Origin of the sequence: Streptomyces sp. NPDC051636 (genome assembly GCF_044453765.1) — a bacterium.
Lineage (GTDB): Bacteria > Actinomycetota > Actinomycetes > Streptomycetales > Streptomycetaceae > Streptomyces.
On record NZ_JBITDA010000006.1, the window covers coordinates 169,555 to 196,327 of the forward strand.

Below are 26,773 nucleotides of genomic sequence, written 5' to 3' on the forward strand. Positions count from 1 at the left end.
AAGGGGGACCCCCGTGCCCGTCACGGTCGTACGCTTCAACCTCGTCGAACCCGGCGCCTCCCCCGCCTCCCTCAGCGCCCGCTACCGGGCGGCCCTGGAGATGGCCGCGTACGCCGACGAGCGGGGCATCACCACCGTGCAGACCGAGGAGCACCACGGAGCCGCGAACAACTGGCTGCCGTCGCCCTTCGCGTTCGCGGGCGCGGTGTTCGGGGCGACCCGCCGGATCGCGGTCACGGTCTCCGCGATCATCGGCCCGCTGCACGACCCGCTGCGGTTGGCGGAGGAGATCGCCGTACTGGACCTGCTCAGCGGCGGCCGGCTGGTGACGGTGGCCGGGATCGGGTACCGGCCCGAGGAGTACGCCCTGTTCGACGTGGAGTGGAAGCGGCGGGGCCGGCTCCAGGACAAGCTGCTGGAAACCCTGCTCAAGGCCTGGACCGGCGAGGAGTTCGAGTACCGGGGCCGTACGGTACGGATCACCCCGCGCCCGTACACCGACCCGCACCCCCTGCTCCTGGTCGGCGGCTCCTCCAAGGCCGCCGCCCGCCGGGCCGCCCGGCTCGGCCTGCCGTTCTTCCCGAGCGCGCACCTGCCCGAGCTGGAGGCGTACTACAAGGAGAGGCTCGTCGAGTACGGCACCGAGGGCTGGACGATGATGCCCGCGGCCGACACGCCGTTGCTGCACGTCGCGGAGGACCCGGACCGCACCTGGGCCGAGTACGGCGAGCACTTCCTGCACGAGGCGCGGACGTACGCCTCCTGGCAGTCCGGGGACATCCGCTCGGCGGTGCGGTCGGCGGCCACGACGGTGGAGGAGCTGCGCGCGGAGGGCGTGTACCGGATCCTCACTCCGGACGAGTGCGCGGCGCAGGGGCTCGACAACCTCGTGCTGCATCCGCTCGCGGGCGGGATGCCGGTGGCGGAGGGGTGGCGCAGCCTGCGGTTGTTCGCGGAGCGGGTGCTTCCGGCGCTGGGCGGCTGACCTGCGCGGACATCCGGCCGCGTATGACACCGCCGCCCCCGGTCCGGGCAGTGGCCGGGCCGCGGGCGGCGGAGGTACGGGGAGAGGGGCAGCGGGGACTTGGCCCTTCTCCCCGGGTTCGCGGGGGCGGGTCAGCCCATCTCCTCCAGCGCCTTGCCCTTCGTCTCCGTGACGAACTTCAGGACGAACGGGATGGAGAGTGCGGCGAAGACCGTGTAGATCACGTAGGTCACGGAGAGGTTCCAGTCGGACAGCGACGGGAAGCTCGCGGTGATGGCCCAGTTGGCGATCCACTGCGCGGAGGCGGCCACGCCCAGGGCGGCGGCGCGGATCTTGTTCGGGAACATCTCGCCGAGCATGACCCATACGACCACTCCCCAGGACAGGGCGAAGAAGAGGACGAAGACGTGGGCGGCGATCAGGGCGGTCCAGCCCTGGGCGGCCGGCAGCTTGCCGTCGACGAGGTCGTACGAGAAGGCCCAGGCCTCCAGTGCGAGGCCGATGACCATGCCGACCGAGCCGATGATCGCGAGCGGCCTGCGGCCGACGCGGTCCACGAAGATCATCGCGATCACGGTGCCGGCGATGTTGATGATCGACGTCGTGAAGGAGTAGAAGAACGAGTCCGTCGGGTCGACGCCGACCGACTGCCACAGCGTCGAGGAGTAGTAGAACGCGACGTTGATGCCGACGAACTGCTGGAAGACCGACAGGCCGATGCCGACCCAGACGATCGGCTTGAAGAAGAAGCCGCCGCCGAGCAGGTCACGGAAGCTCGACTTCTCCTCGCGGTTCATGGCGTGCTCGATCTCGGCGACGCGGGCGTCCAGGTCGAGGTCCTGGCCCTCGACCTCGGAGAGGATCTCGCGGGCCCGGTCGTGCTTGCCGACGGAGATCAGGAAGCGCGGGGACTCGGGGATCGCGAAGGAGAGCAGGCCGTACAGGACGGCGGGGACGACCATGACGCCGAGCATGACCTGCCAGGCCTCCAGGCCCATCAGCGTGCCGCGCTGGTCGCCGCCGGCGGCGTTGAGCAGGCCCCAGTTGACCAGCTGGGAGATGGCGATGCCGACGACGATCGCGGCCTGCTGGAAGGAGCCGAGGCGGCCGCGGTAGGCGGGCGGGGCGACCTCGGCGATGTAGGCGGGGCCGATGACGGAGGCCATGCCGATGGCGAAGCCGCCGACGACGCGCCAGAAAGCGAGGTCCCACAGCGCGAAGGGCAGTGCCGAGCCGACGGCGCTGACCGTGAACAGCACGGCGGCGATCTGCATGCACCGGATGCGGCCGATGCGGTCGGCTATGCGGCCGGCGGTCGCGGCACCGACGGCGCAGCCGATCAGGGCGATGGCGATGACCTGGGCCAGGGCCGCGGAGCCGACGTCGTAGCGGTCCCGGACGGCCTCGACGGCGCCGTTGATCACGGAACTGTCGTAGCCGAACAGGAAGCCGCCCATCGCGGCCGCCGCCGCGATGAAGATGACGTGCCCGAGATGTTCGGGGTGAGCCGTCCCGGCTCCTGACTGGGGTGCCTGCGCTGTGCTGGTCACGTGTACAACTCCTCGGGCCGTCGGCAGCGCTGCCGACGTGGGGGTCAGCCCTTACAGGTGAGAACTGAAGGTAAAAACAACGCTGCCGAGACTATTCCTTCAAGTTTCGAAGTCAATAGGTGAGCCGCTGTGAACTTGGGGATACGCGAGAGTAGATTGTGTTCACTTCTTGAAGGCGGCGTGGGCTGAGCGTCACCGAAGCCGCTGAGAGATGACCTTCGACACACCGTCACCCTGCATGGAGACGCCGTACAGCGCGTCGGCGACCTCCATCGTGCGCTTCTGGTGCGTGATCACGATCAGCTGCGAGGCCTCCTGCAGCTCCTGCATGATCCGGATCAGCCGCTGGAGGTTGGTGTCGTCGAGGGCTGCCTCGACCTCGTCCATCACGTAGAACGGACTGGGGCGCGCCTTGAAGATGGACACCAGCAGCGCTACGGCGGTCAGCGACCGCTCGCCGCCGGAGAGCAGGCTCAGCCGCTTGACCTTCTTGCCCGGCGGACGCGCCTCGACGTCCACGCCCGTGGTGAGCATGTTGTCGGGGTCGGTCAGGACCAGGCGCCCCTCACCACCCGGGAACAGCCGGCCGAAGACGCCCTCGAACTCCCGGGCGGTGTCCCGGTAGGCCTCCGTGAAGACCTGCTCGACGCGCTCGTCGACCTCCTTGACCACCTGGAGCAGGTCGCCGCGGGTCTTCTTCAGGTCCTCCAGCTGCTCGCTGAGGAACTTGTGCCGCTCCTCCAGGGCCGCGAACTCCTCCAGCGCCAGCGGGTTGACCTTGCCGAGCTGCTGGTAGGCCCGCTCGGCGGCCTTGAGCCGCTTCTCCTGCTCGGCGCGCACGAAGGGCCTCGGCTGGTTGCGGGGGTGCTCCGGGTCGTCAGGCAGCCGCTCGCCCTCGGCGGGGGGCGAGGGCGGCACCGGCTGGTGCGGACCGTACTCGGCCACGAGTCCCGCCGGTTCGACACCGAGTTCCTCCAGCGCCTTGGTCTCCAGCTGCTCGATCCGCAGCCGTTTCTCGGCTCCGAGTACCTCCCCGCGGTGCACCGAATCCGTCAACTTGTCGAGTTCGGCCTTGAGTTCGCGTCCCTCGTTCCGGGCAGCCGTGAGGTCCTGCTCGCGGCGGGCCTTGGCGGCCTCGGCGGCGGCACGTTCCCGCTCGGCGCGGGCCAGGGACACCTCGACGTGGGCGAGCAGCTGGCGGGCGCCGGAGGCGACGGCTTCCGCCACGGCGGCCTCGTGCCGCAGCCGGGCCCGCCGCTGCTCGGCACGCGCGCGTGCCTCGCGTTCCGCGCGGGCGGCCCGGTCGAGCGAGTCGGCGCGGCCGGCCAGCCCCTTGACGCGCTCCTCGTGCGTACGGACCTGGAGCCGGGCCTCCATCTCGGTCTGGCGGGCGTTGGCGCCGTCGGCGGCGAGCCGGTCCCGCGCGGAGGTGTCGGGTTCCTCCTCCACCGGCATCTCCTCGGCGACGGCGAGCCGTTCGGCGAGTTCCTCCGCCTCCTGTACGGCCTTGTCCAGCGCCTCCTGCGCCCGGGCCGCCGCCGCGGTGGACCGCTCGGCCTCTCCCGCGGCGCCGCGCGCCTGGCCGGCGAGGCGTCCGAGCTGCTGGGCCACGGCCGACTTCTCCCGGTCGGCGGCCCGGCGCCGCTCGCCCAGCTCCTCCACCAGCGCGGCACACTCTTTGCGCCGCTCCGCCGCCTCGTGCTGCGCGTCGGCCAGTTCCTCGCAGCGCACCGCCAGCTCCTCCAGCTCGGCGGCCGCCTCGTCGACGGAGGCCTGCACCTCGATGAGACTCGGCGCACCGGCGGACCCGCCCTGCGCGAAGTGCGCGCCCAGCAGATCGCCTTCGGCGGTCACGGCGGTGAGGTCGGGACGGGCCCGGACCAGATCCTCGGCGTCCTCCAGCGTGCCCACGACGGCGATCCCCCGCAGCAGCCGGCGTACGGCGGGCATGAGCTCGGCGGGGCCACCGACGAGGTCGGCGGCGAGGGGAGGTCCGGCGGGTAGTGACTCCCCCGCACTGCCGGGGCGGGTGCGCAGCCCGTCCGGACCCGGGTCGATCAGGGCACCGACGGCCGAGGGCCGCGCGGTGCCGGCGTCCGCCGGGGAGGCGCCGGGCGTGACGCCCACCGGCCCGCTCCCCTGCCTGGGAAGAACACGCGCCTCCTCCGGCGACACGGCTCCGTCGACACGGGCGGTCCGGTCACCGTGGGCGGCGGGATCCACCGGTGCTCCGGCCGCAGCAGCCGCCTGGCTCACGGACTCATGGGACGCGGCCGGTGATACGGCACCGCAGGTACGGGCGTTCCCCTCACCCGGGACCGCCGAATCCGGCAATCCTGCCGCAGCAGCCGCCTGGCCCGGAAGAACATGGAGCCCGCCCGGCGATGCGGCAGCCCCGGCAGGTGTCCTCTCCTCACCGCCGGCCGCGGCGTCGTCCGGCACTCCCGCCGCCGCAGCCCCCTGCCCCGGCAGGGCACCCGCCCCGCCCGAGGACACGGCTCCCCCGGTCCGAGTGCTCCACTCACCAGGAGCCGTGAGATCCCCCGGTGGTCCCGCCGCAGCGTCCACCTGGCCCGGGAGGGCGCGCGACGCGCCCGGTGCGGAACCGAGGTCCCGGCCGTCGCCTGCCGCGGGGTCCTCCGGCGCCCCCGCCAGCAGCAGTGCCGCGCGCCCCGCGTCCTGTTTGCGCAGGAGGCGGATCGCGTCGGCGGCGGCGGACGGGGTCGTGACGGCGAGGGCGTCGGCGGCGGTGCCGAAGGCGGCGGCCAGCGGGACCTCGTACCCGGGCGTCACCGTCAGCAGTTCCGCCGCCGGGCCCAGCAGACCCGTGAGCCGGTCCTTCGCGCCCAGCAGCGCCCCGGTGCCGTCCTTCCGGCGCAGGCCCAGCGCCAGCGCCTCGTGGCGGGCCTGGGTCGCGGCGCGTTTGCGTTCCGCCGCGGTGACCGCCTCGCGGGCGGCGGACAGGGTGGTCTCCGCCTCTGTCAGCCGCCGCTTGGCCGCCTCGTGCTGCTCGGCCAGCTCCACGTCCCCGGCGTCGAGGCCGTCCACCTCGGCCTTGAGCGTCTCGTACTCCTCCTGCGCGCGGACCGCCCGTTCCCGGGCCTCGTCCCGCGCGGCGGCCAGGCGGTCGATCTCGGCCTGGGCGGAGGCGGCGCGCGAGCGGGCCGCGTTGACCTGGCCGCTGAGCCGGGCCAGGCCCTCGCGGCGGTCGGCGATGGCGCGGGCGACGTCCTTCAGGCGGCGTTCCTCGACGGCGAGTTCGCGCTCCAGCTCGGCCCGGTGGGCGACGGTGTCGTCGAGGGCGCGCTGGGCCGCCTCCAGGGCCGCCTCCAGCTCGGCCTCCTGCTCACGGATCCGGGCGGCCTCGCGCTCCATGTCCTCGGGATCCCGGCCGCGCCGCTCCTCGGGGGGCGCGGAGGTGGCGCTCTTCACCCGGGCGTCGGCCAGCGAGATCGTGCCGCGCACCCGCTCGGCGAGCTGGGAGAGTTCGTACCAGGTCTGCTGGGCGCGCTGGAGACGCGGCGTGAGCTGCCGGACCTCGTCCTCGAGCAGGGCCTCCCGCTGCAGCGCCTTCTTCAGCTCCTGCTCGGCGGCCTCCTTGCGCTCCTTCAGCGCGGCCTCGTCGGCGATCTCGGCCTGCAGCGCCTCCCGCAGCCGTACGAGGTCGTCGGCGAGCAGACGCAGGCGGGCGTCGCGCAGGTCCGCCTGGATCACGGCGGCCCTTCTCGCCACCGCCGCCTGGCGGCCCAGTGGTTTGAGCTGGCGGCGCAGTTCGTCCGTCAGGTCCTGCACGCGCGCGAGGTTGGCCTGCATCGCGTCCAGCTTCCTGAGCGCCTTCTCCTTGCGCTTGCGGTGCTTGAGGACGCCCGCGGCCTCCTCGATGAAGGCCCGGCGTCCCATGGGGTCGGCGTGCAGGACGGAGTCGAGCTGACCCTGGCCGACGATGACGTGCATCTCGCGGCCGATGCCGGAGTCGGAGAGGAGTTCCTGGATGTCCAGCAGGCGGCAGGTGTCGCCGTTGATCTGGTATTCGCTGCCGCCGTTGCGGAACATGATCCGCGTGATGGTGACCTCGGCGTACTCGATGGGCAGGGCGCCGTCGGAGTTGTCGATGGTCAGCGACACCTCGGCGCGGCCGAGCGGCGGGCGCCCGGTGGTGCCGGCGAAGATGACGTCCTCCATCTTCCCGCCGCGCAGCGATTTGGCGCCTTGCTCGCCCATGACCCAGCTGAGCGCGTCCACCACATTGGACTTGCCCGAGCCGTTCGGACCGACGACGCACGTGATCCCCGGTTCGAACCGGAGCGTGGTCGCCGAGGCGAACGACTTGAAGCCGCGGAGGGTCAGGGCCTTGAGGTGCACGCCGCCGGACTCTACCTTCCGCCGCTATCTCACTCCATGAACACCGGCAACCGCGCGGTTTCGCGCATGAACATGCAGGGCACATCAGACGTTAAAGAGAGTGAAAGGATGCGCGGGGCAAGAAAGAAGGGACGCCGAAGCGTCCCTTGCAACTCTGACAACTGGTTTCAGTTGTCTGACAACTTAGCGGTTGTTACGGGCAGCCCAACCACTGCGTGTGCTGTCGTGGAGCGATGCAGCGATCAGGTGAGCGCAGGCTCCGCCTGGTGTGCGTCGATGCTCTCCATGATCCTGTCGTGAGAAGCGGCAGCCGTCAGCGCTTCGTTCTCGGCCTGGATCCGTACGAGCTCGGATTCCAGGTCCTGTACGCGCTGCTGGAGCCGTCGCATCTCGGCGAGGAGTCGCGGGTCGGAGCCGCCGACGTAACCGAGAAGCGCCTTTGCCATGATGGATGGTCCTCCACACTGAGTGACCGACCGAAGCGGTGTGGGTCGTGAGGGATTCGCACCTGGGGTGCTTGGCACACTCGAGTGTTGCTCTGCTATCGCTACATGCCAAACAGCCAAGGTGCGCGGGGCTTTCAGCGTCTCACCAAAAAGTTTGACGGTCAACACGATCACGCCCCGGATTGGCGGGCAACCCGGCGGCGCGCTGCCGGAAAGCGGCGGCGCTGCGACTCCTGCGGGACCCTCAGGGCGTGGCGATCATCCTTACGTGCGGAGCCTGCCACGGCAAGCGGTTCTTGGCAACCACCAGGTCATTTCTGCTCGGGGCAGGTGCCCCTGGCATGTCCCGCCGCTGCGGCCTGCGGGACTTTACGGAACCGGCTCAGCGGATGGCGAAGCCGTCGTAGCCGCCGCGGGGTGTGTCCCACATCTCCGTGACGCCCTCCACGCGCCCGGGCGTGTCGCCACCCTGGAGCCACTTCAGCAGCCCCTCGCACGCCTCGCGCGGACCCTCGGCGACCACCTGGACCCGACCGTCCGCCAGATTGAGAGCAAAACCACTCAGGCCGCCGATCTCGAGGGCCTTGGCCCGCGTGAACCAGCGAAAACCCACGCCCTGTACGTATCCACGCACCCAGGCGACCAGCCGCACATCCTCGCTCATGGGTGCAACCTAACCGGCCAATGTCTCCCGGGACACTTCGTCCCCGAGCGCCATGCGGTACCGTCCCCACCCAATGAATCTCATATGAAACTCACTCGATCGAGTGATTCAGGTTGCCCCGCGAGATCGTATGAGCGGGGTCGACCGCGAGGGACGAGGAAGGCCAGGACATGGGACGCCACCGACGCTCCGCCGCCGGCCGCGCCGCCACGGGCCGCGCCGCTGGGGACACGGAAACGCACGGTTCGTACACGGGCGGCCACGACCCGCAGGACTCCTACGCGGGCGACCGGCCCACGATGGGCATCGCGCCCTACCTGAACCCGGAGGCGTACGCCGACGCCTACAACAAGGCCGAGGCGTACCTGTACGCGACGGACGACGAGTACGGCCGGACCACCGGCACGACCGCTTTCCCGGACGGCGGGTTCACGCCGTCGGGCGGGACGTCCGGAGGGCGCCGCCGGAAGAAGAAGGCCGTGACGCCGGTGCGCACGGGCCTGCTCGGGGTGTCCGCCGCGGTCGCCCTCGGCACGGTCGCGGTGGCCACGGGCGCGGTGCCCGGGCTGGACAACTACCGGCTCGGCGGCGGCACCAGCAGCGGCGGTGACGAGGTGCAGGCCGCGGGCTCGCCCAGCAACTCGGCGACCGAGCAGGGCGGCACCTCCGGCAGCGCCGAGAGCGGCCGGGTCGGCGATTCCTCGACCAGCCGCGACACCGACCGCTCGGCCTCACCGTCGAGCCCGTCCGCCTCGGCCTCCGCCTCCGCCTCCCCATCCCCCTCCGCGTCGCCCACGCCGACGAAGACGCACTCGAAGAAGCCGAAGGCGAAGGCCACCCCGTCCCGGCCGAGGACCACCCCCAGCCGCACGGCCACCAAGGCGCCGCCGAAGACCTCCGCGCCGGTGACGGTGTCGGCGGAGGCCGCCGCCGAGGCAGAGATACTGAAGCTGGTCAACGAGGAGCGGGCCAAGGTCGGCTGCAGCGCCCTGTCGGCGAACAGCTCGCTGACCAAGCTGGCCAAGTCCTTCAGCGCGGACATGGCCGCGCGGGACTTCTTCGACCACACCGACCCGAGCGGGGCCACCCCGTGGGACCGGGCCGCGAAGGCCGGCATCAGGAACCTCGGCGGCGAGAACATAGCCCGCGGCCAGGCGGACGCTGCCGCGGTGATGGAGGCCTGGATGAACAGCCCGGGCCACCGGGCCAACATCCTGAACTGCGATTTCAAGACCCTGGGGGTCGGTGTGCACTACGGGTCCGGTGGACCTTGGTGGACACAGGACTTCGGTTACTAGACGTCCCGGGCGTACGGCCCGTCACGCCGCCGCGCGCCCGCGGGCGAGGTCCCGCGCCGTCTCCGCCACCCGGCGCCCCAGGTGCTCCGCCGTCGCCGCGTCGGCCTTGTGCACGGCCTCGGGACCCGCGTCGACGTTGGTCTGGGCCGCCGCGCCCAGGAAGACGCCGAGGCGGTTGAGGTCGTGCTCGGAGGCGGCGGAGCTGTTCCAGCCGGGCAGCAGGCCGAGGTTGACCCAGTGCATGCCGAGCTGGGCGGCGAGGATCTGGAAGAACTGCAGGGTGTGCAGCTTGTCGCCGCTCTTGGAGCCGGAGTTGGTGAAGCCGGCGGCCAGCTTGTCCCTCCAGGCCTGCGTGGCCCAGCGCTGCGAGGTGGCCTCGGCGAACACGTGGAAGGCGCCGGACGCGGTGCCCATGTAGGTGGGCGAGCCGAAGACGATCGCGTCCGAGGCGTCGAGCAGCGCCCACTGCTCCTCGGTGATCTCGTCGACCTTGATCAGGTGCACCTCGGCGCCGGCGTCGGCGGCACCGGCGCGGACGGCCTCGGCGAGGACGGCGGTGTGGCCGTAGCCGGAGTGGTAGGCGATGGAGACGACAGGGGTGGTCACGAGCGGTACTCCTCGAATGGGCTGTTCATCAGTAGCAACGAAAGGAAAGCACTAACCTCAAGTTAGTGCAACCTGTCGGTTAGCGCCGCCTTCGAGTACGCTCGGGCCATGACCGTTACGCAGGAGAGCACGGAGGAGCAGGACCTCCCGTACAACGTGTTCGCCAAGGCCTGTCCCTCGCGCGGCACCCTGGAGCACGTCACGGGCCGCTGGGGCTCGCTCACCCTCGGCGCCCTGTACGAGGGCTCGCTGCGCTTCAACGAACTGCGCCGTCGCGTCGACGGCGTGAGCGAGAAGATGCTGTCCCAGACGCTGCAGGCGCTGGAGCGCGACGGCCTGGTGCACCGCGAGGCCCAGCCGACGAACCCGCCGCGCGTGGACTACGAACTGACTCCCCTGGGCCGCGAAGTGGCGAGCCGTCTGCTGGAACTCATCCACTGTGTGGAGGGCCGGATGGACGACGTCCTGGCGGCCCGCGAGCGTTACGACGGCACGCGCGGCGCCCGCTGACACTTCGGGCAGAAGTAGCTGGAGCGGTTCATCCAGGGACGGCGGCGCATGGGCGTCGCGCAGCGCCGGCAGGGCAGGCCCTCCCGGCCGTACGCGTCCAGGGAGCGGTCGAAGTAGCCCGACTCGCCGTTGACGTTGACGTAGAGGCTGTCGAAGCTGGTGCCGCCCACGGCGAGGGCCGCGTTCATCACGTCCCGGATGTGACCGAGGAGTTCAGCGGTGCGCGGGCGGGTGAAGGTGCCGGTGGGGCGCTCGTAGTGCAGGCGGGCGCGCCACAGGGCCTCGTCCGCGTAGATGTTGCCGACGCCGCTGATCAGCGACTGGTCCAGCAGGGCCCGTTTGACGGTGGTCCGCTTCCTGCGCAGCGCCCGGTGGAAGTCCTCGTCGTCGAACAGCGGGTCGAGGGGGTCGCGGGCGATGTGCGCGATCACGTCCGGCAGGCCCTCGGGGGTGGTGTCGTGCAGCGACAGGCCGCCGAAGGTGCGCTGGTCGACGAAGCGGAGCTCGGTGCCAAGGCCGTCGGCGAAGCGGACGCGGATCCTGAGGTGTTTCTCGTCCGGCGCTGTCTCCGGCTGGACCAGCAGCTGCCCGCTCATCCCGAGGTGCGCCAGCACCGCCTGCCGGGTGTCCTCCAGAGGCAGCCACAGATACTTGCCGCGGCGGCTGGGGACGCCGACCCGGTGCCCCTTGAGGCGGTGCACGAAGTCGTCGGCACCGGCCACATGACGGCGCACGGCACGGGGGTGCAGCACCTCGGCGTCGGCGACGGCGCGGTGGGCGACCCACCGCTCCAGGCCGCGCCGGACGACCTCGACCTCGGGCAACTCGGGCATGGGGACCCCCGTGGAAACCGGTGGATGAGCCGAGCGCCCGGCCCCCGGAACAGGGGCGGGCGCTCGGATCCTGCTGTTTGTCAGGCGGAAGCGGACGCCTCGTCGCGGCCGCCGGCGCCGGCGTCGATGCCGACGGCGCCCGCGTCGATGCCGACGGCGCCCGCGTCGATGTCGACGGCGTTGGCCGTCGCCTTGGCGCGCTCGTCCGCCGCGGCCCGGATGGACCGCCACGCGGATTCCGCGGCCTGCTGCTCCGCCTCCTTCTTGCTGCGGCCGGTGCCGGTGCCGTACGAGACGCCTCCGACGCGGGCGGCAGCAGTGAAGGTCTTCTCGTGGTCGGGGCCGGTCTCCGTCACCAGGTACTCGGGCACGCCGAGCCCCTCGGTCGCGGTGAGCTCCTGGAGACTGGTCTTCCAGTCCAGGCCGGCTCCGAGGTTGGAGGACTTCTCGATCAGCGGGTCGAAGAGCCGGTGCACCAGCTCGGACGCCGAGTCGAGGCCCTGGTCGAGATAGACCGCGCCGATCACCGCTTCCAGGGTGTCGGCGAGGATGGACGCCTTGTCCCGGCCGCCCGTGCCCTCTTCACCGCGGCCCAGCCGGATGAAGGAACCCAGGTCGAGACCGCGGCCCACCTCCGCGAGCGCACGCGAGTTCACCACCGCGGCCCGCAGCTTGGCCAGCTGGCCCTCGGGCAGGTCGGGGTGGGTGCGGTACAGCGTGTCCGTGACGACGAGGCCGAGGACGGAGTCACCGAGGAACTCCAGCCGCTCGTTCGTCGGCAGGCCGCCGTTCTCGTACGCGTAGGAACGGTGGGTCAGCGCTCGCACCAGAAGGGCGGACTCGACCTTGTAGCCGAGCCGCCCTTCCAGAAGCGTGTGGGACGAGGCCGTGTTGTCCGCCGGACGACCCCCGCGTTGACGGGGACTGCTTTCCTTCGGATCAGACATCACACCTCTCACCAGCCGCTCAGACCTCGAGGACCTGGCGCTTGTTGTAGGTGCCGCAAGACGGGCACGCGATGTGCTGCTGCTTGGGCTCGTGGCAGCGCTCGCACGCAACCAGGGTGGGGACCGCAGCCTTCCACTGCGACCGGCGGTGGCGCGTGTTGCTGCGCGACATCTTCCGCTTCGGAACAGCCACGGCTACTTCTCCTGCTTCTCGTCGACGCCCGCTTCGGCGCCGCTCATCTCGTCCTTCTCGCCGTCCTGCATGGTGCCGGCGAGTCCCTGCAAAGCCGCCCAACGGATGTCGACGGCGTCATGGTGGTGGTCCGGGTCGTCCGCGAGCCGCGCTCCGCACTCGGAGCACAGGCCCGGACAGTCTTCCTGGCACACCGGCTGCATCGGCAGTGCGAGCACCACCGCATCACGCAGCACTGGCTCGAGGTCGAACATGCCGTCCTCGAGAAAGAGCCTGTCCTCGTCTTCCTCGGCGTCGTCGGCCGGTTCCGCCTTGGGGCGGCCCCGGTCATCGGCGTCAGGGTACGAGAACATCTCCTGGAAGTCCGCTTCGAGCTCCAGCTCGAGCGGCTCCAGACACCTTACGCACTCCCCCTCGGCCGTTGCACGGGCGGTGCCGGTGACGAGCACACCTTCCATGACCGACTCGAGCCGGAGTTCGAGCTCCACCGGGGCGCCCTCCGGCACTCCGATGACCTCCTGGAGACCGAGGTCCTTGGGGGCGTCGACCGTGCGGGTCAGGCGCTGCAGCGCACCAGGACGCCGCCCCAGCTCGTGCGTGTCGAACACGAGGGGGTTGCGGTGGTCGAGGCGCGCGTTGGAGGCCATTCCTGCTTTCGATCTTCGAGCTCAGAGGGACGCCGCCCTGGAGGTGTCCCCCGGGCAGCCTTGATCGCGGACGTATACGCAGTCAGCGAAGCGCACGCGCGACCGAAGAGCCAGGATACTGGACCTTTCGCTGTCGGCCCAATCGGGTGGTCGCCCCCGGCCTTCGCCCGGACTACAGGCCGCGCTCCTGCTCGTACGCCCGCAGCTGCTCGGCGCTGATCATGCTGGTGTCGAAGAGGCTGGTCTCGTCGAGCGCGTAGCCCTGCTGGGGGTCCTGGGCCTGCTGGGCCTGCTGCGGGTCGTAGGCGGGCTGCTGCTGGTCGTAGCCCTGGTAGGCGTACGGGTCGGCCTGCTGGTAGCCGTACGGTTCCTGCTGGCCGTAGCCGTGCTGTTGCGGGAATCCGCCGTACGCGCCGGGCTGCTGCTGGTAGCCGTAGGCCGGCTGCTGCTCGTACTGCGGCTGCTGCTGCGGCTGCGGCTGCGCGGGCTGTTCGGCCTGTGCGTCCTGCTCGGCGAGGGCCGCGAGGTCGGCGAGGTAGTCGGCGTCGCTGGAGTGCTGGCGGGTGGTGGAGTCGTCGGCGAGGGCGCCGAGGTCGTCGGTGGCGATACGGCCGTGCAGCTTCTGGCGGCCGCGCCCGACGGCCTCCAGCGTCTTGGCGAGCACGGCCTCGAAGGCGCCGAGCTTGGCGTCCACGTAGGAGTCCGCGTCGCGGCGCAGGGTCTCGGGGTCGTGGCTGCGCTCGGGGGCGTCCTCGTCCTCATAGCCGTTCTCGTCGAGGCCGGGGCCGGTGCCCAGCAGCTTCTCGCGGCCGCGGCCGACCGAGCCGAGGGTCTTGGTGAGGACGACCTCGAAGTTGGCGAGCTTGGAGTCGACGTAGTCGTCGGCCTCGGCGCGGATCTCCTCGGCCTCCTTGCGGGCCTCCGCCAGGATCCGGTCGGCCTCCGCCTGGGAGCGGCGGGCGACCTCCGTGCCGGAGATCAGCGAGCCGCGCTCGGCGTGCGCGCTCTCGATGATCCGCTCGGCCTCCAGACGGGCCTGCTCGACCATCTGCTCGCGGTCGCCGATCAGCTCCTGGGCCTGCGCGAGGGAGCCGGGCAGGGCCTGGCGCACCTCTTCGAGCATCGCGAGCAGCTCGGCGCGGTTGACCACGCACGAGGCCGACATGGGCATGGACCGGGCGCTGGAGACCGCGGAGACGATCTCGTCGAGCTTCTTCTGGACGTCCACCTGGCTCGCCACTCTCTACAGCTGTTGGAGACGGACGGGACGACTGTACGGCCCTGGGGTGCCGGTCGGACACCGGGTGACGGGCCGTCGGGCGCTCAGTCCTTCCGGAGGCGCCGGGAGAGGGCGTCGAGGACGGCCGGCGGGACCAGGTGCGAGACGTCGCCGCCCCACGCCGCGACCTCCTTGACCAGGGAGGACGAGAGGAAGCTGTAGGTCGGGTTGGTCGGGACGAAGAGCGTCTCCACGCCCGACAGGCCGTTGTTCATCTGGGCCATCTGCAGTTCGTAGTCGAAGTCGCTGACGGCGCGCAGGCCCTTGACGATGGCCGGGATGTCACGCTGCTTGCAGAAGTCGACGAGGAGGCCGTGGAAGGACTCGACTTCGACGTTGCCGTACTCGGCGGTGACCTCGCGGAGCAGTCGGAGGCGCTCCTCGACCGTGAAGAGCCCCTTCTTGGCCTGGTTGATCATCACGACGACATGCACCACGTCGTACAGCTTGGAAGCGCGGGCGATGATGTCGAGGTGTCCATTGGTGACGGGGTCGTACGACCCCGGACAAACGGCGCGGCGCACTAGTGATCCCTCGCTCTCCGGTCCGGTCATCGTGCGTCTTCGCACGTAGAGGCGGCGCGACCGTACCAAAACGTTCCCTCGCCGTAGCGACGGGACCGGATCGCCTCGAAGCCGTGCGGCCAGCGGAATGCGCCGCCTCTGGTGCTGCGCTCCACGGTGACGAGGGCTTCCTCCGCGAGCCACCCCTGCGTGCGGAGTGTGAGCAGAATCTCGCGAAGATCGTCGTCGGAGACGGCGTACGGGGGGTCCAGGAAGACGAGGTCGTACGGCGCCGCCGGCGCCGGTGACTGGATGATCTGCTCGGCTCTGCCTGCCCTGACCTCGGCGCCGGGGAGGCCGAGGTTCCTTGCGTTCTCCCGGACGGTCTTCGCGGCGCGGGCGTCGGCCTCGACCAGGAGGGTGTGGCTCGCGCCACGGGACAGGGCCTCCAGGCCTACGGCGCCCGAGCCGGCGTAGAGGTCGAGGACCCGTTCGCCGTCCAGGGGGCCGTTGAGGAGGGACTGCCAGGTGGAGAAGAGGCCCTCGCGTGCGCGGTCCGATGTGGGGCGGGTACCTGTTCCCGGCGGCACGGCCAGGCGGCGTCCGCCGGCCGTGCCGGCGATCACGCGGGTCATCTCGGGTCCTTGTCGGTGTGCTCGGACGGTGGCCGTTCCCAGTCTGTCAGCCCTTCTCCAGGTACTGCTCCCTCTCCTCGTCCAGCAGGGCGTCCAGGGCGGTGCGCAGCGCCGGCAGCCGTTCCAGGTCCGGGTCGGCCGCGACGACCGCCGCCGCCTCCGCGCGGGCCTCGGCGATGATCTCCTCGTCGTCGATGACGGCGAGGACCCGCAGGCTGGAGCGGGCGCCGGACTGGGCCTGGCCGAGGACGTCGCCCTCGCGGCGCTGTTCGAGGTCGATACGGGAGAGCTCGAAGCCGTCGAGGGTGGCGGCGACGGCGTTCAGCCGCTGGCGGGCGGCGCTCGCCTCGGGCATCTCGGTGACCAGCAGGCACAGGCCGGGCGCCGAGCCACGGCCGACGCGGCCGCGCAGCTGGTGGAGCTGGGAGACGCCGAACCGGTCCGCGTCCATGATCACCATCGCCGTGGCGTTGGGGACGTTGACGCCGACCTCGATGACGGTCGTGGCCACCAGGACGTCACTGTCGCCGGCGGCGAAGCGGCGCATGACCGCGTCCTTGTCGTCGGGGTGCATACGGCCGTGCAGAACCTCGACCCTGAGCCCCTGGAGGGGACCTTTGGTGAGCTGTTCGGCCACGTCGAGGACCGCGAGCGGGGGGCGCTTCTCGGCCTCGTCCTCGGGGGACCTCTTCTTGCCGGCCTTCTTGGGGTCGTCCTCCTCGTCCCCGATGCGCGGGCAGACCACGTACGCCTGATGGCCGTTCTCCACCTCCTCGCGCACCCTCTCCCACGCGCGGGCCAGGAAGTGGGGTTTGTCGGCGGCCGGGACGACATGGCTGGCGATCGGCGAGCGGCCGGCCGGGAGCTGGTCGAGGACGGAGGTCTCCAGGTCGCCGAAGACGGTCATGGCGACCGTGCGCGGGATCGGCGTGGCGGTCATCACGAGCAGGTGCGGCGGTTGTTTGCCCTTGCCGCGCAGGGCGTCGCGCTGCTCGACGCCGAAGCGGTGCTGTTCGTCGACCACGACCAGCCCGAGGTCGTGGAACTGCACCTTGTCCTCGATCAGCGCGTGCGTGCCGATGACGATCCCGGCCTCGCCGGTGGCGAGGTCGAGCAGCGCCTGGCGGCGGGCGGCGGCGCCCATCGAGCCGGTGAGCAGCACCACCTTGGTGGCGTGCTCCGCGCCGCCCAGCATGCCTCCCTCGGCCAGCTCGCCCATCATCTCGGTGACCGACCGGTGGTGCTGCTGGGCGAGCACCTCGGTGGGCGCGAGCATCGCGGCCTGGCCGCCGGAGTCGACGACGGCGAGCATGGCGCGCAGGGCGACCAGGGTCTTGCCGGAGCCCACCTCTCCCTGGAGCAGCCGGTGCATGGGGTGCTCGGTGGCGAGGTCGGCGAAGATGTCCCGGGAAACCTTCTGCTGGCCCTCGGTGAGGGTGAAGGGGAGGCGGTCGTCGAAGGCCGTGAGGAGGCCGTCGGGGAGCGGTGTGCGGGCGACCGCCGGGAGCTGGGCGTCGGCGTACCGGCGACGGGCCAGGGCGACCTGGAGAACGAAGGCCTCGTCCCACTTGAGGCGGGCGCGGGCGTCGGCGATGTCGGCCTTGGTGTGCGGGCGGTGGATCTTGAGGAGGGCCTCGGGGAGGGAGACCAGGCCGCGGCCCTCGCGCAGGGAGTCCGGGAGGGGGTCGAGCGCCTCCTGCGCGTGGGGCAGGACCGTCTGGACGGCCTTGCCGATCTTCCAGGACTCCAGTCTGGCGGTGGCCGGGTAGAGGGGGATGAGGGCTCCGGCCCAGGTCTCGACGCTCCCCTCACTGTCCCCCGTCAGCAACTCGTAGGCCGGATGGGCCAGTTGGAGCCGCCGGTTGAAGACCGAGACCTTGCCCGCGAACATCGCGCGCGTGCCCGGCAGCAGCTCCTTGTGGGGCTTGTGAACGCCGTGCCCGAAGAAGACCAGTTGGAGCCGGCCGCTGCCGTCCGTGATGGTGACTTCGAGGCGCTGGCCCTTGCCGCGCGGGGCCTTGGACGAGGCGAAGGTGTGCAGGCGGGCGTCGGCGACTTGGGCGACCACCGTGACGTGCTCGTCCATGGGCAGGTCGGCGAGGTGGGTGAGCTGCCCGCGCTCCTCGTATCTGCGCGGGTAGTGGTGCAGCAGGTCGCCGACGGTGTGCAGGCCGAGGTGCTCGGCCATCACCTTCGCGGTGGCGGGGCCGAGCACTGACTTCAGTGGTTGTTTCAGTGGTTCTTCCAGTGCGGGCACGAGATCCATTGCACACCACGACACTGACAATGCCGTATACGTCCCGGGAAACCCCTGGTCAGGCGGGCTGTTCGGGCCCTAGGATGGCGCGCTCCGGCCATCCCCGCGGTCACCGCCCCACCAAGGGACCGCCCGACCCCGCGCCGAAGCTCCTCCCCCCACCGGCGCTGCGACGATGGACTCCCAGACCTCACAGTCATCCCAGGCATCCCAGTCACCTCTACTTTCCAGGTCGACCTGCGCGGTTTGGTGGACCTGCTCTCCCATCACCTCTACTCCAGCCCCAAGGTCTACCTGCGCGAGCTGCTGCAGAACGCGGTGGACGCGATCACCGCCCGGCACGCCGAGCAGCCCGGCGCCCCGGCGCGGGTACGGCTGTACGCGGACTCCCGAGGGGGTGCCGCCCTGCGGGTGGAGGACACCGGCGTCGGACTCACCGAGTCCGACGTGCACAGCCTGCTGGCGACCATCGGGCGCAGCTCCAAGCGCGCGGAGGGGCTGCAGGAGGCCCGCTCGGACTTCCTGGGCCAGTTCGGCATCGGCCTGCTGGCCTGTTTCGTGGTCGCCGAGCGGATCCGGGTGGTCAGCCGCAGCGCCCGTACGCCCGACGCGCCGCCCGTGGAGTGGACGGCGAGCGACGACGGCTCCTACACCGTGCGGACGCTGCCCGACGAAGCCCGGCCGGAACCGGGCACCACCGTGCACCTGATCGCACGGGCGGGCGCCGGGGAGTGGCTCTCGCCCGAGCGCGTCCTCGCCCTCGCGCGGGACTTCGGCTCGCTGCTGCCGTACGACGTCCGGGTGGGCGACGAGGCGGTCACCGACCTGCCCGCGCCCTGGGACCGCCCCTACCCCTCCCCCGCGACCCGCCGGGTGGCCCTGGCCCGGCACTGCCACGACACCTTCGGCTTCACGCCGCTGGACTCCATCGAGCTGGACGTGCCGCCGGCCGGTATCCGCGGGGTGGCGTACGTGCTGCCGTCGGCGGTCAGCCCCGCCCAGCGCGCCACCCACCGCGTGCACCTGAAGGGCATGCTGCTGACCGAGCGGGCCGAACAGCTGCTGCCGGACTGGGCGTTCTTCGTGCGCTGCGTCCTGGACACCGACAGCCTCAGGCCCACGGCCTCGCGCGAGTCGCTGTACGAGGACGAGACCCTCGCGGCCGTACGCGAAGCCCTGGGGGAAAGGATCCGGTCCTGGCTGACCGGTCTGGCGGCGGGCGATCCGGAACGGCTGGCCGCGTTCCTGTCCGTGCACCACCTGGGCGTGAAGTCCCTCGCCCGGCACGACAAGGAGATGCTGCGCACGATGCTGCCGTGGCTCCCCTTCGAGACGACCGACGGGCAGCTGTCCCTGGAGGAGTTCGCGCAGCGCCACCCGGTGGTGCACTTCACGCGGACGGTCGAGGAGTACCGGCAGGTCGCGCCGATCGCCTCCGCGCAGGGCGTCGGCGTGGTCAACGGCGGCTACACCTACGACAGCGAGCTGGTCGAGGCGCTGCCGTCGGTGCGCCCGGGGACGGTCGTCGCCGAGCTGGACGCGGACACCGTGACCGCCCACCTGGACGCGGTCGACCCGGCGGAGGAGCTGGCCCTGTCCGGATTCCTGGCCGCCGCGCGGGCCGAACTCGACCCGCTGGGCTGTGACGTCGTCCTGCGCGCCTTCCACCCGCTCTCCGTGCCCGCGCTGCACCTGGACGACCGGGCGGCCCGCCACGAGCAGGCCCGCGCGGAGGCTCAGGCGCAGGCCGACGACCTGTGGGCGGGCATCCTCGGCTCGCTGCGCGGCAGCGCCCCGCGCGCGCGTCTGGTGCTCAACCACCTCAACCCGCTGATCCGGCGGATCAGTTCCCTGAAGGATCCGGAACTGATCGGCACCGCGACCGAGTCGCTGTACGGGCAGGCGCTGCTGATGGCGCAGCGCCCCCTGCGGCCCGCGGACTCCGCGCTGCTCAACCGGGCGTTCATCGGCCTCCTGGAATGGGCAACCCACGGGGAATCCGCACACGGGGAGGACGATCGCCGATGACCGGGGTCACGGACTTCGACGCGCTTCGCCGGGCGATGGCGGAGAACTCCGAACAGCCGGAGGGCCCGGCCCGCAACGCGCGCGCGGAGCAGCTGCTGGCCGAGGCGGAGAAGCTGGACATCCCGCTCGCCGTGATCGAGGCGCTCGGGCACCAGCTGAAGGTGTACAACTACAGCTCCGAGAAGGACAAGATGTTCGTCCCGTTCGCGCGGCTGCTGCGCATGTGGGACGAGCGGCCCGAGGACTTCGACGAATACGAGGCGCACTCGCTGCACTGGGTCTTCAAGTGGGTATCGGCCGGCATGCTGGACCAGCCGCACGTCCCGCTCGCCTCCATCGAGAAGTGGCTCGGCGAGATGCAGCACCGCTATCGGCTGGCCGGACACTCCGAGCGGGCCGTGCGCAGCGCCGAGTTCAGCGTCGCCACGCACACCGGGGACCTGGAGCGCGCCGAGCGGGCGTACTCGGCGTGGCTGGCCGCCGACCGGGACCGGATGGCCGACTGCCACGCCTGCGAGCTGCACGGGCAGGGGACGTGGCAGGTCAAGCGGGGCCGGGACGCGGAGGCCCTCGAACTGTGGCGGCCGGTCCTGGAGGGCGAGTACAGCTGCGCCCACGAGCCGCACAGCGTCCTCGCCTCCTCCCTGGCGCCGCTGCTCAGGCTGGGCCGCGTGGCGGAGGCCCGCGCCCACCATCTGCGCGGCTTCCGGCTGGTGCGGCCGATGGAGAGCATGCGCGGCGCGTACGCGGACCACGTGGAGTTCTGCGCGCTGACCGGCAACGAGGCGCGCGGCCTGGAGCTGCTCGCGGAGCGGCCGGCGTACTTCACGGACACCGGCGATCCGAGCAGCCGGCTGGACTTCATGACCGTGGTCGCCCTGCTCATGGACCGGCTGACCGAGCTGGGTCTCGGCGAGCAGCGGGTGCCGGGCCCGGCCGGGCGGGCGTGGACCGCGCGGGAACTCGCCGCCCACGCGCGCGCGGAGGCCCTCGACCTGGCCGCGCGGTTCGACCGGCGCAACGGGACCTCGTACGTCGGTGACCGGGCACGCGCGCGTATGGCACAGCGCCCGCTGGTGGACCGGCTGCCGCTGGGCGTGCGCACGGCCGCCGCGCCGACCCCCCTGGCCCGGCCGGTCCCCGCGATCGCTCCGGCCGCGGCCGCGGACGAGCCGGAGCTGCCCGCGCTGCTGGCCGAGGCGCGGCGGCTGTCGGACACCCTCCAGCCGCACGCCCTGCAGGCGTGGGCGGCGGTCGCACGGGCCGCCGAGGGCGTCGAGCTGGACCCGCGGGACCGCGCGGAGATCACCGACCACGAGGCGATGGGCCACGGCCCCGAGGGCGCCGGGCTGTTCGAGCGGGCCGCCGAGCTGTACGCGGAGGCGGGCGATCCCGGCGAGGCGCTGGCGGCACGCGCGCGTGCGGCCTACGTACGCGCCCTGTCCGGTCACGTCGACGAGGCGGTCGCGGCGGTCGCCGAGCCGTACGACAAGGTCCTCGCCCTGTACGCCGAGGACGCCACCGGCGTACGGCAGGTGGCGTCCGTGCTGATGAGCCGGGCGCGGATCCTGATGCGCCGGACGCACGAGGGCCCGCGGGACGCGGGTGAGGCCGCCGAGCGGGCGGTGCGGGAGGTGCTGGCGCTCGTCGACGGACACGTCGGGGGCGACGTGCGGCTGGCGTCCCGGGCCGCCGAGGCGCGGGCGATGCTGGCGGAGCTGGCGGAGCACTCCGGGGACGTGGAGACGGCCGCGAAGCTGTTCCGCAGGGCCACGCGGCAGTTCGTGGAGGCGGGCCTGCCGTGGTTCGCGGTGGAGTACGAGGTGCGGGTGGCCGCCTTCGCCCACGAGCAGGGCGACATGGCGGAGGCCGAACGGGCGCTGCGGGCGGCCCTGGAGCACGGCGGGCCGTACCTGGAGGCGACCGGGCAGGCGCAGCTGCACCTCCAGCTCGCTGAGGTGGTCGGCGGCCGGGGTGACGCTCAGGAGGCGGCGGAGCACTCCCTCCAGGCCGCGCACTGGGCCGACGAGGCCGGCGAGGGCACCACGCTCGGTGCCTGGGCACGCCACCAGCTGGGCGGCTTCCTGCTGCGGCAGGGCCGGTACGCGGAGGCCGCCGAGGTACTGGAGTCGGCGCTGCCCGACCTGACCGCCGAGACGCACGGCGACGGCGCGATCGTGCAGACGCGGTGGTGGCTCGGAGACTGCCTGAGCGAGCTGGGCGAGCACCGGGCGGCCGCCGAGCACCGCCTCCAGGCCGCCGAGATCGCCCGGCACTGGCCCGAGCAGCAGGACCACGCCACCCTCGCCCACCTCGCCGCCGAGTCCCTCGGGCAGGCCGGGTTGCCCGCCGACGCGGACCAGGCCTACGCGCGCGCGGGCGACCTGTGGCGCTCCCTGGGCAACGTCCACGGCCTGGTGCGCAGTCTGCGCGCCCGCGCGTGGCTGGCGCTGCGCACCGAGGGTGGGCTCGACGGGGCGCGGGAGCTGATGGCGGACGCGGTCCGGGAGTGCGCGGCGGCGCTGGCGGCGGCGGACGACCCGGAGGCCCGGAAGCGGCTCACCGCCGAACTCGGCCACACCCACCGGCAGTACGGCGACCTGCTGGCCCGCTCGGCACCCGAGGACGCCGAGGACACCGCGACCCGTGCCGCGTTCGAGGACGCGCTGTCCCAGCTGGCGCGGGCGATCACGGTGTTCGCTCCGCTGGGCGCGGGGGCCCTGCACAGCCGTACCGGCGCCGAACTGGCCGCGGGCCGGCTGGAGGCCGCCCTGAGCCGCCCCGCCGACGCGGCGGCACGCGCGCGTGCGGTGCTGGCGGCGTACGCGGCCCACGAGGCGTACGAGGACGCGGCCGGCGCGGACGAGACCGTACAGGCCCGGCGGGCGGAGGCGGAGCAGCTGCTGGACCTGCTGCCGGCGGACCCGGAGGCGTGAGCCCCTTACTCCACCCCGATGAGCAGCAGCGCCCCCTGCCGCCCGCCCCGGTACACCACCGTGTCGACGGCGAGGTACGTCTCCCGCACGCGTGCCTGCAGATGCTCGGCGACGGTCTCCGGCGCCTCGTCGCCGAGGACGAGGGTGACCAGTTCGCCGCCGGCCCGGAGCATGCGGTCCAGGACGGTCTCGGCGGTGGCGGTGACGTCCGAGCCGATCACCGCCACGTCGCCGTCGATGAGGCCCAGCACGTCGCCGGCCTGGCAGATGCCGGCCGTGGTCCAGGACTGGGCTTCGGCGACGGCGACCTCGGCGTAGCGGGTGGCGCCCGCCGCCGAGGTCATCTGGACGACGTCCTCGTCGAAGCGGCGGTCCGGCTCGTGCACCGCCAGCGCGGCGATGCCCTGGACCGCCGAGCGGGTCGGGATGAGGGCGACGCGGACGCCCTCGGTGCGGACCTGCTCGGCCGCCGCTGCCGCCGTGTGGCGCAGCTCCGCGTCGTTGGGCAGCAGCACGACCTCGTGCGCGTGGGCGCGCCGCACCGCCTGGACGATCTCCCCACTGGCAGGCGGCTCGCCGGGGCGGGCCAGCACGGTGGTCGCGCCGGCCTCGGCGTACAGCCCGGCCAGGCCCTCGCCGGGCACGACGGCCACGACGGCGCGCTGGGCCCGCTCCCGGGACGGCCGCCCGGCGCCGGTGTGCACGTCCCCGGCCCCGAAGTGGGTGATCCGGATCCGGTACGGCCGCCCGGCCTCGACGCCGGCCTCCACGGCGGCGCCCGCGTCGTCGACGTGCACATGGACGTTCCACAGCCCGTCCCCGCCGACCACGACGAGGGAGTCCCCGAGCCGGTCGAGCCGTTCGCGCAGCCGGTCCACGGCGGTGTCCTCGGCCTCCAGCAGGTAGATCACCTCGTAGGCGGGCCCGCCTGTCCCGGCAGCCTCGCCGCACCCGTCCGGCTCAAAAACGGGCTCCACGCGCGCGTACGCCTCCGAAGCCGCCGCCGGTGTCTCCCCGGTGAACGTCTCCACCAGCGCCGCCAGCACCGCCACCAGCCCCCGCCCGCCCGCGTCGACCACCCCGGCCCGCGCCAGGACGGCCAGCTGGCCCGGGGTCGCCGCCAGTGCCGTACGCGCCCCCTCGTAGGCCGCCCGCGCGACCGTCCCGCAGTCGCCCGCGACACCGTTGGCGGCGGCGGCGGCGGCCGAGGCGACGGACAGGACCGTGCCCTCCACGGGGTGGGCCACGGCCTGCCGGGCGGAGTCGGCCGCCCGGCGCAGGGCGAGCCGCAGCCCCTGCCCGTCGGTGTGAGAGGCCTCACCCTCGGCCGCGAGCACCTGCGCCATGCCGCGCAGCAGCTGCGCCAGGATCGTCCCCGAGTTGCCGCGGGCCCCTATCAGGGCCCCGTGCGCCATCGCGTGGACGGCGTCCGCCAGCGACGGCACCCCGGCCCCCGGGGAAGCCTCCCCGGAGTCCTTCCGGGGCCCTCCGGAGCCCGCCTTGTGGCCGTCGAACACGGCCTCGACCGCCGCCACCGCCGATTCCAGGGTCAGGTACAGGTTCGTGCCGGTGTCGCCGTCCGCCACCGGATAGACGTTGATCGCGTCGATCTCCTCACGCGAGCGCCCCAGCGCCCGCAGCGCGAGACCGCACCAGGTGCGCACCGCGAGAGCATCGAAGAATGTCTGCGGCACCTGCGCCACCTGCGCCTCCCTGAGCTGGCTGGACGTGGGACGCAGCGTAGACCCAGGACCGGTGTCCGCCGGAAGAGGGCCGGAGCGGGCCCCTGAGCTGCCATGGTAGTTTCGTTGCACGGGTGCAGCCGTTGTATGCTGCTCCGGTTGCCCGATCCGATCGGGCCATTCCCCTGGCAGCGCCACTCAGGATCTCAGGTTTGACGATCTCGATCCCGGCATGCCGGGATCAACCGTAAGTGCATCTGAAGTCTTTGGAGTGACCCGTGGCTGCCAACTGCGACGTCTGCGGCAAGGGGCCGGGCTTCGGCAACAACATCTCGTTTTCGCACCGCCGTACGTCCCGCCGCTGGAACCCGAACATCCAGCGTGTGCGTACCGTGGTCGGCGGGACGCCGAAGCGCGTGAACGCTTGCACCTCGTGCATCAAGGCCGGCAAGGTCTCGCGCTGACGCACAGCCAAGCGCGCGCCACTGTCGGTTCGCTGCACTGAGCCGGTCCGCCCTCGGGTGGGCCGGCTTTTTGCCGTACCCCCGTAGGTCAGTTCCTGAACCGCCACCCGTGATCCACGGGCCCGATCCCCGCCCCCAGCGCGAACCCGGCCGCGATCGCCCCGGTGACGTACTCCTTCGCCTCGGCCACCGCCTCCGGCACCGACCGCCCCTTGGCGAGCCCCGCCGCGATCCCCGAGGCCAGCGTGCACCCCGTGCCGTGCGTGTGCCGGTTGTCGTGCCGGGCTGCCCGCAGCCAGTGCTCCTCGGAACCGTCCGTCAGCAGGTCTACGGCATCGCCGGACAGATGCCCGCCCTTGATCAGCACCCACCGCGGCCCGTACCCCAGCACGGCCGCCGCGGCCTGACGCAGCTGCTCCTCGGACTCGACCCGCACCCCCGTCAGTTGGGCCACCTCGTCCAGGTTCGGAGTAGCCACCGTCGCCGCCGGCAGCAGCCGCTCGCGTACGGAGTCCAGCGCGGAGGCCGCCAGCAGCGGGTCCCCGTGCTTGGAGACGCCCACCGGGTCCACGACCGCAGGTGCGTCCGTCCCGGCGATCAACTCGGCGACCGCCTCGACCAGTTCCGCCGAGGCGAGCATCCCGGTCTTCACGGCCTGGACGCCGATGTCGTCGACCACGCTGCGGTACTGGGCCCGCACGGCCGCCACCGGCAGCTCCCAGGCGCCCTGGACGCCGAGCGAGTTCTGCGCGGTGACCGCCGTGATGACGCTCATGCCGTGCACGCCGAGCGCCAGCATCGTCTTCAGGTCGGCCTGGACACCCGCGCCCCCGCCGGAGTCGGAGCCCGCCACCGTGAGGACCGTGGGGATCATGACTCGATGTCCCCGAAGTGGTCCCAGCCGCCCTTGCTGGTCCACGGCGCCCCGTCGACCGTGACCTGGGGCAGCGCCGAGGGGTTGAGCACCTCGCCGATCACCTTCCAGCGGGCCGGCAGCTTCACGTCCGGCGGGAAGGTCGCCACGATCGCGTGGTCCTCTCCCCCGGTCAGCACCCACTGCAGCGGGTCGACGCCCACGGCCTGACCGATGTCGTTCATCTGGGTCGGGATGTCGATGGCACCGGAGCGGATGTCGATGCGGACCTTGCTGGCCTCCGCGATGTGCCCGAGGTCGGCGATGAGGCCGTCGCTGACGTCGCACATGGCGGTCGCGCCCAGCCCGGCGGCGGCCGGACCGGCGTGGTAGGGCGGCTCGGGGCGCCGATGGGCCTCGACGAAGGCGCGCGGCGAGCGGAAGCCGCGGGAGAGCACCGCGTACCCGGCCGCGGACCAGCCCAGCCAGCCGGTCACCGCGACGAGGTCGCCGGGCTGGGCGCCGGCCCGGGTGACCGGCTCCTGGTTGCGCAGGTCGCCGAGCGCGGTGATCGACACCATGATCGTGTCGCCGCGCACCACGTCACCGCCGACCACGGAGGCCCCCGCCACCTGGCACTCGTCGCGCAGCCCGTCCATCAGCTCGCTCGGCCAGGTGACCGGGAGTTCGGCGGGCACGACCAGGCCGAGCAGCAGCGCGGTCGGCACCGCGCCCATGGCGGCGATGTCGGCGAGGTTCTGCGCGGCCGCCTTGCGGCCCACGTCGTACGCCGTGGACCAGTCGCGGCGGAAGTGCCGCCCCTCCAGGAGGATGTCGGTGCTCGCGACCACCCTGCGGTCGGGGGCGGCGACCACCGCGGCGTCGTCGCCGGGGCCGACCCGGACCGCCGGGGTGGTGGTGAGACGGGAGGTGAGCTCCCGGATGAGCCCGAACTCACCTAGCTCACCCACAGTGCCCTTCATTGCCCTTCAGCCCCTTCTGTGCCTGGCCGTACGCCTGTCCGTACCCGCTCGCGCGTCATCCTGGCCCCCGTTACGGTCGTGGTGACCGCCAACTCCTGTCGTGCCCGTACCC

General features: G+C 72.3%; 21 protein-coding genes and 1 pseudogene. 6 read left to right on the forward strand and 16 right to left on the reverse strand.

Translation table 11 applies throughout. The features are described 5' to 3' along the window. Positions 1–13: 13 nt before the first annotated feature. Positions 14–985 (forward strand): LLM class flavin-dependent oxidoreductase, encoded by a 972-nt coding sequence (locus tag ACIBBH_RS14220; protein ID WP_399404525.1) that lies wholly within the window; start codon positions 14–16, stop codon positions 983–985. Between the two features lie 131 nt (positions 986–1,116). On the opposite strand, the gene ACIBBH_RS14225 is transcribed toward ACIBBH_RS14220, so the two are convergent. From ACIBBH_RS14225 to ACIBBH_RS14240, 4 genes are all read right to left on the reverse strand, one after another. After that, positions 1,117–2,535 carry a sugar porter family MFS transporter gene (locus ACIBBH_RS14225; protein ID WP_399404526.1) on the reverse strand — a complete coding sequence of 473 codons (1,419 nt, stop codon included), beginning with the start codon at positions 2,533–2,535 and terminating at the stop codon, positions 1,117–1,119. 192 nt (positions 2,536–2,727) lie between these two features. Then, entirely contained in the window at positions 2,728–6,897 is a 4,170-nt protein-coding gene (locus ACIBBH_RS14230; RefSeq protein ID WP_399404527.1) for an AAA family ATPase, read from the reverse strand. 242 nt (positions 6,898–7,139) lie between these two features. Then, positions 7,140–7,343 (reverse strand): hypothetical protein, encoded by a 204-nt coding sequence (locus ACIBBH_RS14235; RefSeq protein WP_055623302.1) that lies wholly within the window; start codon positions 7,341–7,343, stop codon positions 7,140–7,142. A gap of 382 nt (positions 7,344–7,725) precedes the next feature. Next, positions 7,726–8,007 carry an acylphosphatase gene (locus ACIBBH_RS14240; protein ID WP_399404528.1) on the reverse strand — a complete coding sequence of 94 codons (282 nt, stop codon included), beginning with the start codon at positions 8,005–8,007 and terminating at the stop codon, positions 7,726–7,728. 170 nt (positions 8,008–8,177) lie between these two features. Here ACIBBH_RS14240 and ACIBBH_RS14245 point away from each other — a divergent pair, with 170 nt between their 5' ends. Further along, positions 8,178–9,305: a CAP domain-containing protein gene (locus tag ACIBBH_RS14245; RefSeq protein WP_399404529.1), complete on the forward strand. Its 1,128-nt coding sequence runs from the start codon at positions 8,178–8,180 to the stop codon at positions 9,303–9,305. A 21-nt stretch (positions 9,306–9,326) separates the two neighbouring features. Here ACIBBH_RS14245 and ACIBBH_RS14250 read toward each other — a convergent pair whose 3' ends face one another. Further along, positions 9,327–9,911 (reverse strand): flavodoxin family protein, encoded by a 585-nt coding sequence (locus ACIBBH_RS14250; protein ID WP_399404530.1) that lies wholly within the window; start codon positions 9,909–9,911, stop codon positions 9,327–9,329. Positions 9,912–10,019: 108 nt separating this feature from the next. Between ACIBBH_RS14250 and ACIBBH_RS14255 the strand changes: the two genes are divergently transcribed. Beyond that, positions 10,020–10,421 carry a winged helix-turn-helix transcriptional regulator gene (locus ACIBBH_RS14255; protein WP_399404531.1) on the forward strand — a complete coding sequence of 134 codons (402 nt, stop codon included), beginning with the start codon at positions 10,020–10,022 and terminating at the stop codon, positions 10,419–10,421. Here ACIBBH_RS14255 and mutM read toward each other — a convergent pair. The 8 genes from mutM to recG form a co-directional block, all read right to left on the reverse strand. After that, complete coding sequence (mutM, locus tag ACIBBH_RS14260) at positions 10,394–11,254, reverse strand: bifunctional DNA-formamidopyrimidine glycosylase/DNA-(apurinic or apyrimidinic site) lyase (RefSeq protein ID WP_399404532.1); 861 nt, start codon at positions 11,252–11,254, stop codon at positions 10,394–10,396. The genes ACIBBH_RS14255 and mutM overlap by 28 nt on opposite strands. 80 nt (positions 11,255–11,334) lie before the next feature. Further along, entirely contained in the window at positions 11,335–12,213 is an 879-nt protein-coding gene (gene rnc, locus ACIBBH_RS14265) for a ribonuclease III (RefSeq protein ID WP_399404533.1), read from the reverse strand. Positions 12,214–12,220: 7 nt separating this feature from the next. Beyond that, entirely contained in the window at positions 12,221–12,394 is a 174-nt protein-coding gene (rpmF, locus tag ACIBBH_RS14270; protein WP_003951102.1) for a 50S ribosomal protein L32, read from the reverse strand. A gap of 2 nt (positions 12,395–12,396) precedes the next feature. Beyond that, positions 12,397–13,041 carry a YceD family protein gene (locus tag ACIBBH_RS14275; protein ID WP_399404534.1) on the reverse strand — a complete coding sequence of 215 codons (645 nt, stop codon included), beginning with the start codon at positions 13,039–13,041 and terminating at the stop codon, positions 12,397–12,399. Positions 13,042–13,213: 172 nt separating this feature from the next. Next, the gene (locus tag ACIBBH_RS14280) at positions 13,214–14,269 is read right to left on the reverse strand and encodes an ATP synthase F0 subunit B (protein ID WP_399404663.1); all 1,056 of its coding nucleotides are present in this window, start codon (positions 14,267–14,269) and stop codon (positions 13,214–13,216) included. Between the two features lie 95 nt (positions 14,270–14,364). Then, positions 14,365–14,844, reverse strand: coding sequence for a pantetheine-phosphate adenylyltransferase (coaD, locus tag ACIBBH_RS14285; protein WP_399404664.1), 480 nt, complete (start codon positions 14,842–14,844; stop codon positions 14,365–14,367). Between the two features lie 26 nt (positions 14,845–14,870). Beyond that, positions 14,871–15,458 carry a 16S rRNA (guanine(966)-N(2))-methyltransferase RsmD gene (rsmD, locus tag ACIBBH_RS14290; RefSeq protein WP_399404535.1) on the reverse strand — a complete coding sequence of 196 codons (588 nt, stop codon included), beginning with the start codon at positions 15,456–15,458 and terminating at the stop codon, positions 14,871–14,873. A 46-nt stretch (positions 15,459–15,504) separates the two neighbouring features. Next, on the reverse strand, positions 15,505–17,724 hold the full coding sequence (recG, locus tag ACIBBH_RS14295; protein WP_399404536.1) for an ATP-dependent DNA helicase RecG: 2,220 nt from the start codon (positions 17,722–17,724) through the stop codon (positions 15,505–15,507). A gap of 166 nt (positions 17,725–17,890) precedes the next feature. Here recG and ACIBBH_RS14300 point away from each other — a divergent pair. Both ACIBBH_RS14300 and ACIBBH_RS14305 read left to right on the forward strand, forming a co-directional pair. Next, positions 17,891–19,743: pseudogene (locus tag ACIBBH_RS14300) on the forward strand (HSP90 family protein). Further along, a complete protein-coding gene (locus ACIBBH_RS14305) occupies positions 19,740–22,679 on the forward strand; it encodes a tetratricopeptide repeat protein (RefSeq protein ID WP_399404537.1) in 2,940 nt (979 codons plus the stop codon). Before ACIBBH_RS14300 ends, ACIBBH_RS14305 begins: the two are co-directional and overlap by 4 nt. Positions 22,680–22,684: 5 nt before the next feature. Here the strand turns inward: ACIBBH_RS14305 and ACIBBH_RS14310 are convergent, their stop codons facing one another. After that, on the reverse strand, positions 22,685–24,382 hold the full coding sequence (locus tag ACIBBH_RS14310) for a DAK2 domain-containing protein (RefSeq protein ID WP_399404538.1): 1,698 nt from the start codon (positions 24,380–24,382) through the stop codon (positions 22,685–22,687). A 257-nt stretch (positions 24,383–24,639) separates the two neighbouring features. On the opposite strand from ACIBBH_RS14310, the gene rpmB reads away from it, so the two are divergent. After that, on the forward strand, positions 24,640–24,825 hold the full coding sequence (rpmB, locus tag ACIBBH_RS14315) for a 50S ribosomal protein L28 (protein ID WP_009190838.1): 186 nt from the start codon (positions 24,640–24,642) through the stop codon (positions 24,823–24,825). A gap of 88 nt (positions 24,826–24,913) precedes the next feature. On the opposite strand, the gene thiD is transcribed toward rpmB, so the two are convergent. Both thiD and ACIBBH_RS14325 read right to left on the reverse strand, forming a co-directional pair. Further along, a complete protein-coding gene (gene thiD / locus ACIBBH_RS14320; protein WP_399404539.1) occupies positions 24,914–25,699 on the reverse strand; it encodes a bifunctional hydroxymethylpyrimidine kinase/phosphomethylpyrimidine kinase in 786 nt (261 codons plus the stop codon). Further along, positions 25,696–26,661 (reverse strand): thiamine-phosphate kinase, encoded by a 966-nt coding sequence (locus tag ACIBBH_RS14325; protein WP_399404540.1) that lies wholly within the window; start codon positions 26,659–26,661, stop codon positions 25,696–25,698. Before ACIBBH_RS14325 ends, thiD begins: the two co-directional genes overlap by 4 nt. Between the last annotated feature and the right edge of the window lie 112 nt (positions 26,662–26,773).

What these genes read in the sequence shown, in the direction of transcription:
- ACIBBH_RS14235 (WP_055623302.1), bottom strand. Translation starts at nt 7,343, where the DNA reads ATGGCAAAGGCGCTTCTCGGTTACGTCGGCGGCTCCGACCCGCGACTC.
- ACIBBH_RS14240 (WP_399404528.1), bottom strand. Translation starts at nt 8,007, where the DNA reads ATGAGCGAGGATGTGCGGCTGGTCGCCTGGGTGCGTGGATACGTACAG.
- ACIBBH_RS14245 (WP_399404529.1), top strand. Translation starts at nt 8,178, where the DNA reads ATGGGACGCCACCGACGCTCCGCCGCCGGCCGCGCCGCCACGGGCCGC.
- ACIBBH_RS14255 (WP_399404531.1), top strand. Translation starts at nt 10,020, where the DNA reads ATGACCGTTACGCAGGAGAGCACGGAGGAGCAGGACCTCCCGTACAAC.
- mutM (WP_399404532.1), bottom strand. Translation starts at nt 11,254, where the DNA reads ATGCCCGAGTTGCCCGAGGTCGAGGTCGTCCGGCGCGGCCTGGAGCGG.
- ACIBBH_RS14275 (WP_399404534.1), bottom strand. Translation starts at nt 13,041, where the DNA reads ATGGCCTCCAACGCGCGCCTCGACCACCGCAACCCCCTCGTGTTCGAC.
- rsmD (WP_399404535.1), bottom strand. Translation starts at nt 15,458, where the DNA reads ATGACCCGCGTGATCGCCGGCACGGCCGGCGGACGCCGCCTGGCCGTG.
- recG (WP_399404536.1), bottom strand. Translation starts at nt 17,724, where the DNA reads ATGGATCTCGTGCCCGCACTGGAAGAACCACTGAAACAACCACTGAAG.
- ACIBBH_RS14305 (WP_399404537.1), top strand. Translation starts at nt 19,740, where the DNA reads ATGACCGGGGTCACGGACTTCGACGCGCTTCGCCGGGCGATGGCGGAG.
- thiD (WP_399404539.1), bottom strand. Translation starts at nt 25,699, where the DNA reads ATGATCCCCACGGTCCTCACGGTGGCGGGCTCCGACTCCGGCGGGGGC.
- ACIBBH_RS14325 (WP_399404540.1), bottom strand. Translation starts at nt 26,661, where the DNA reads ATGAAGGGCACTGTGGGTGAGCTAGGTGAGTTCGGGCTCATCCGGGAG.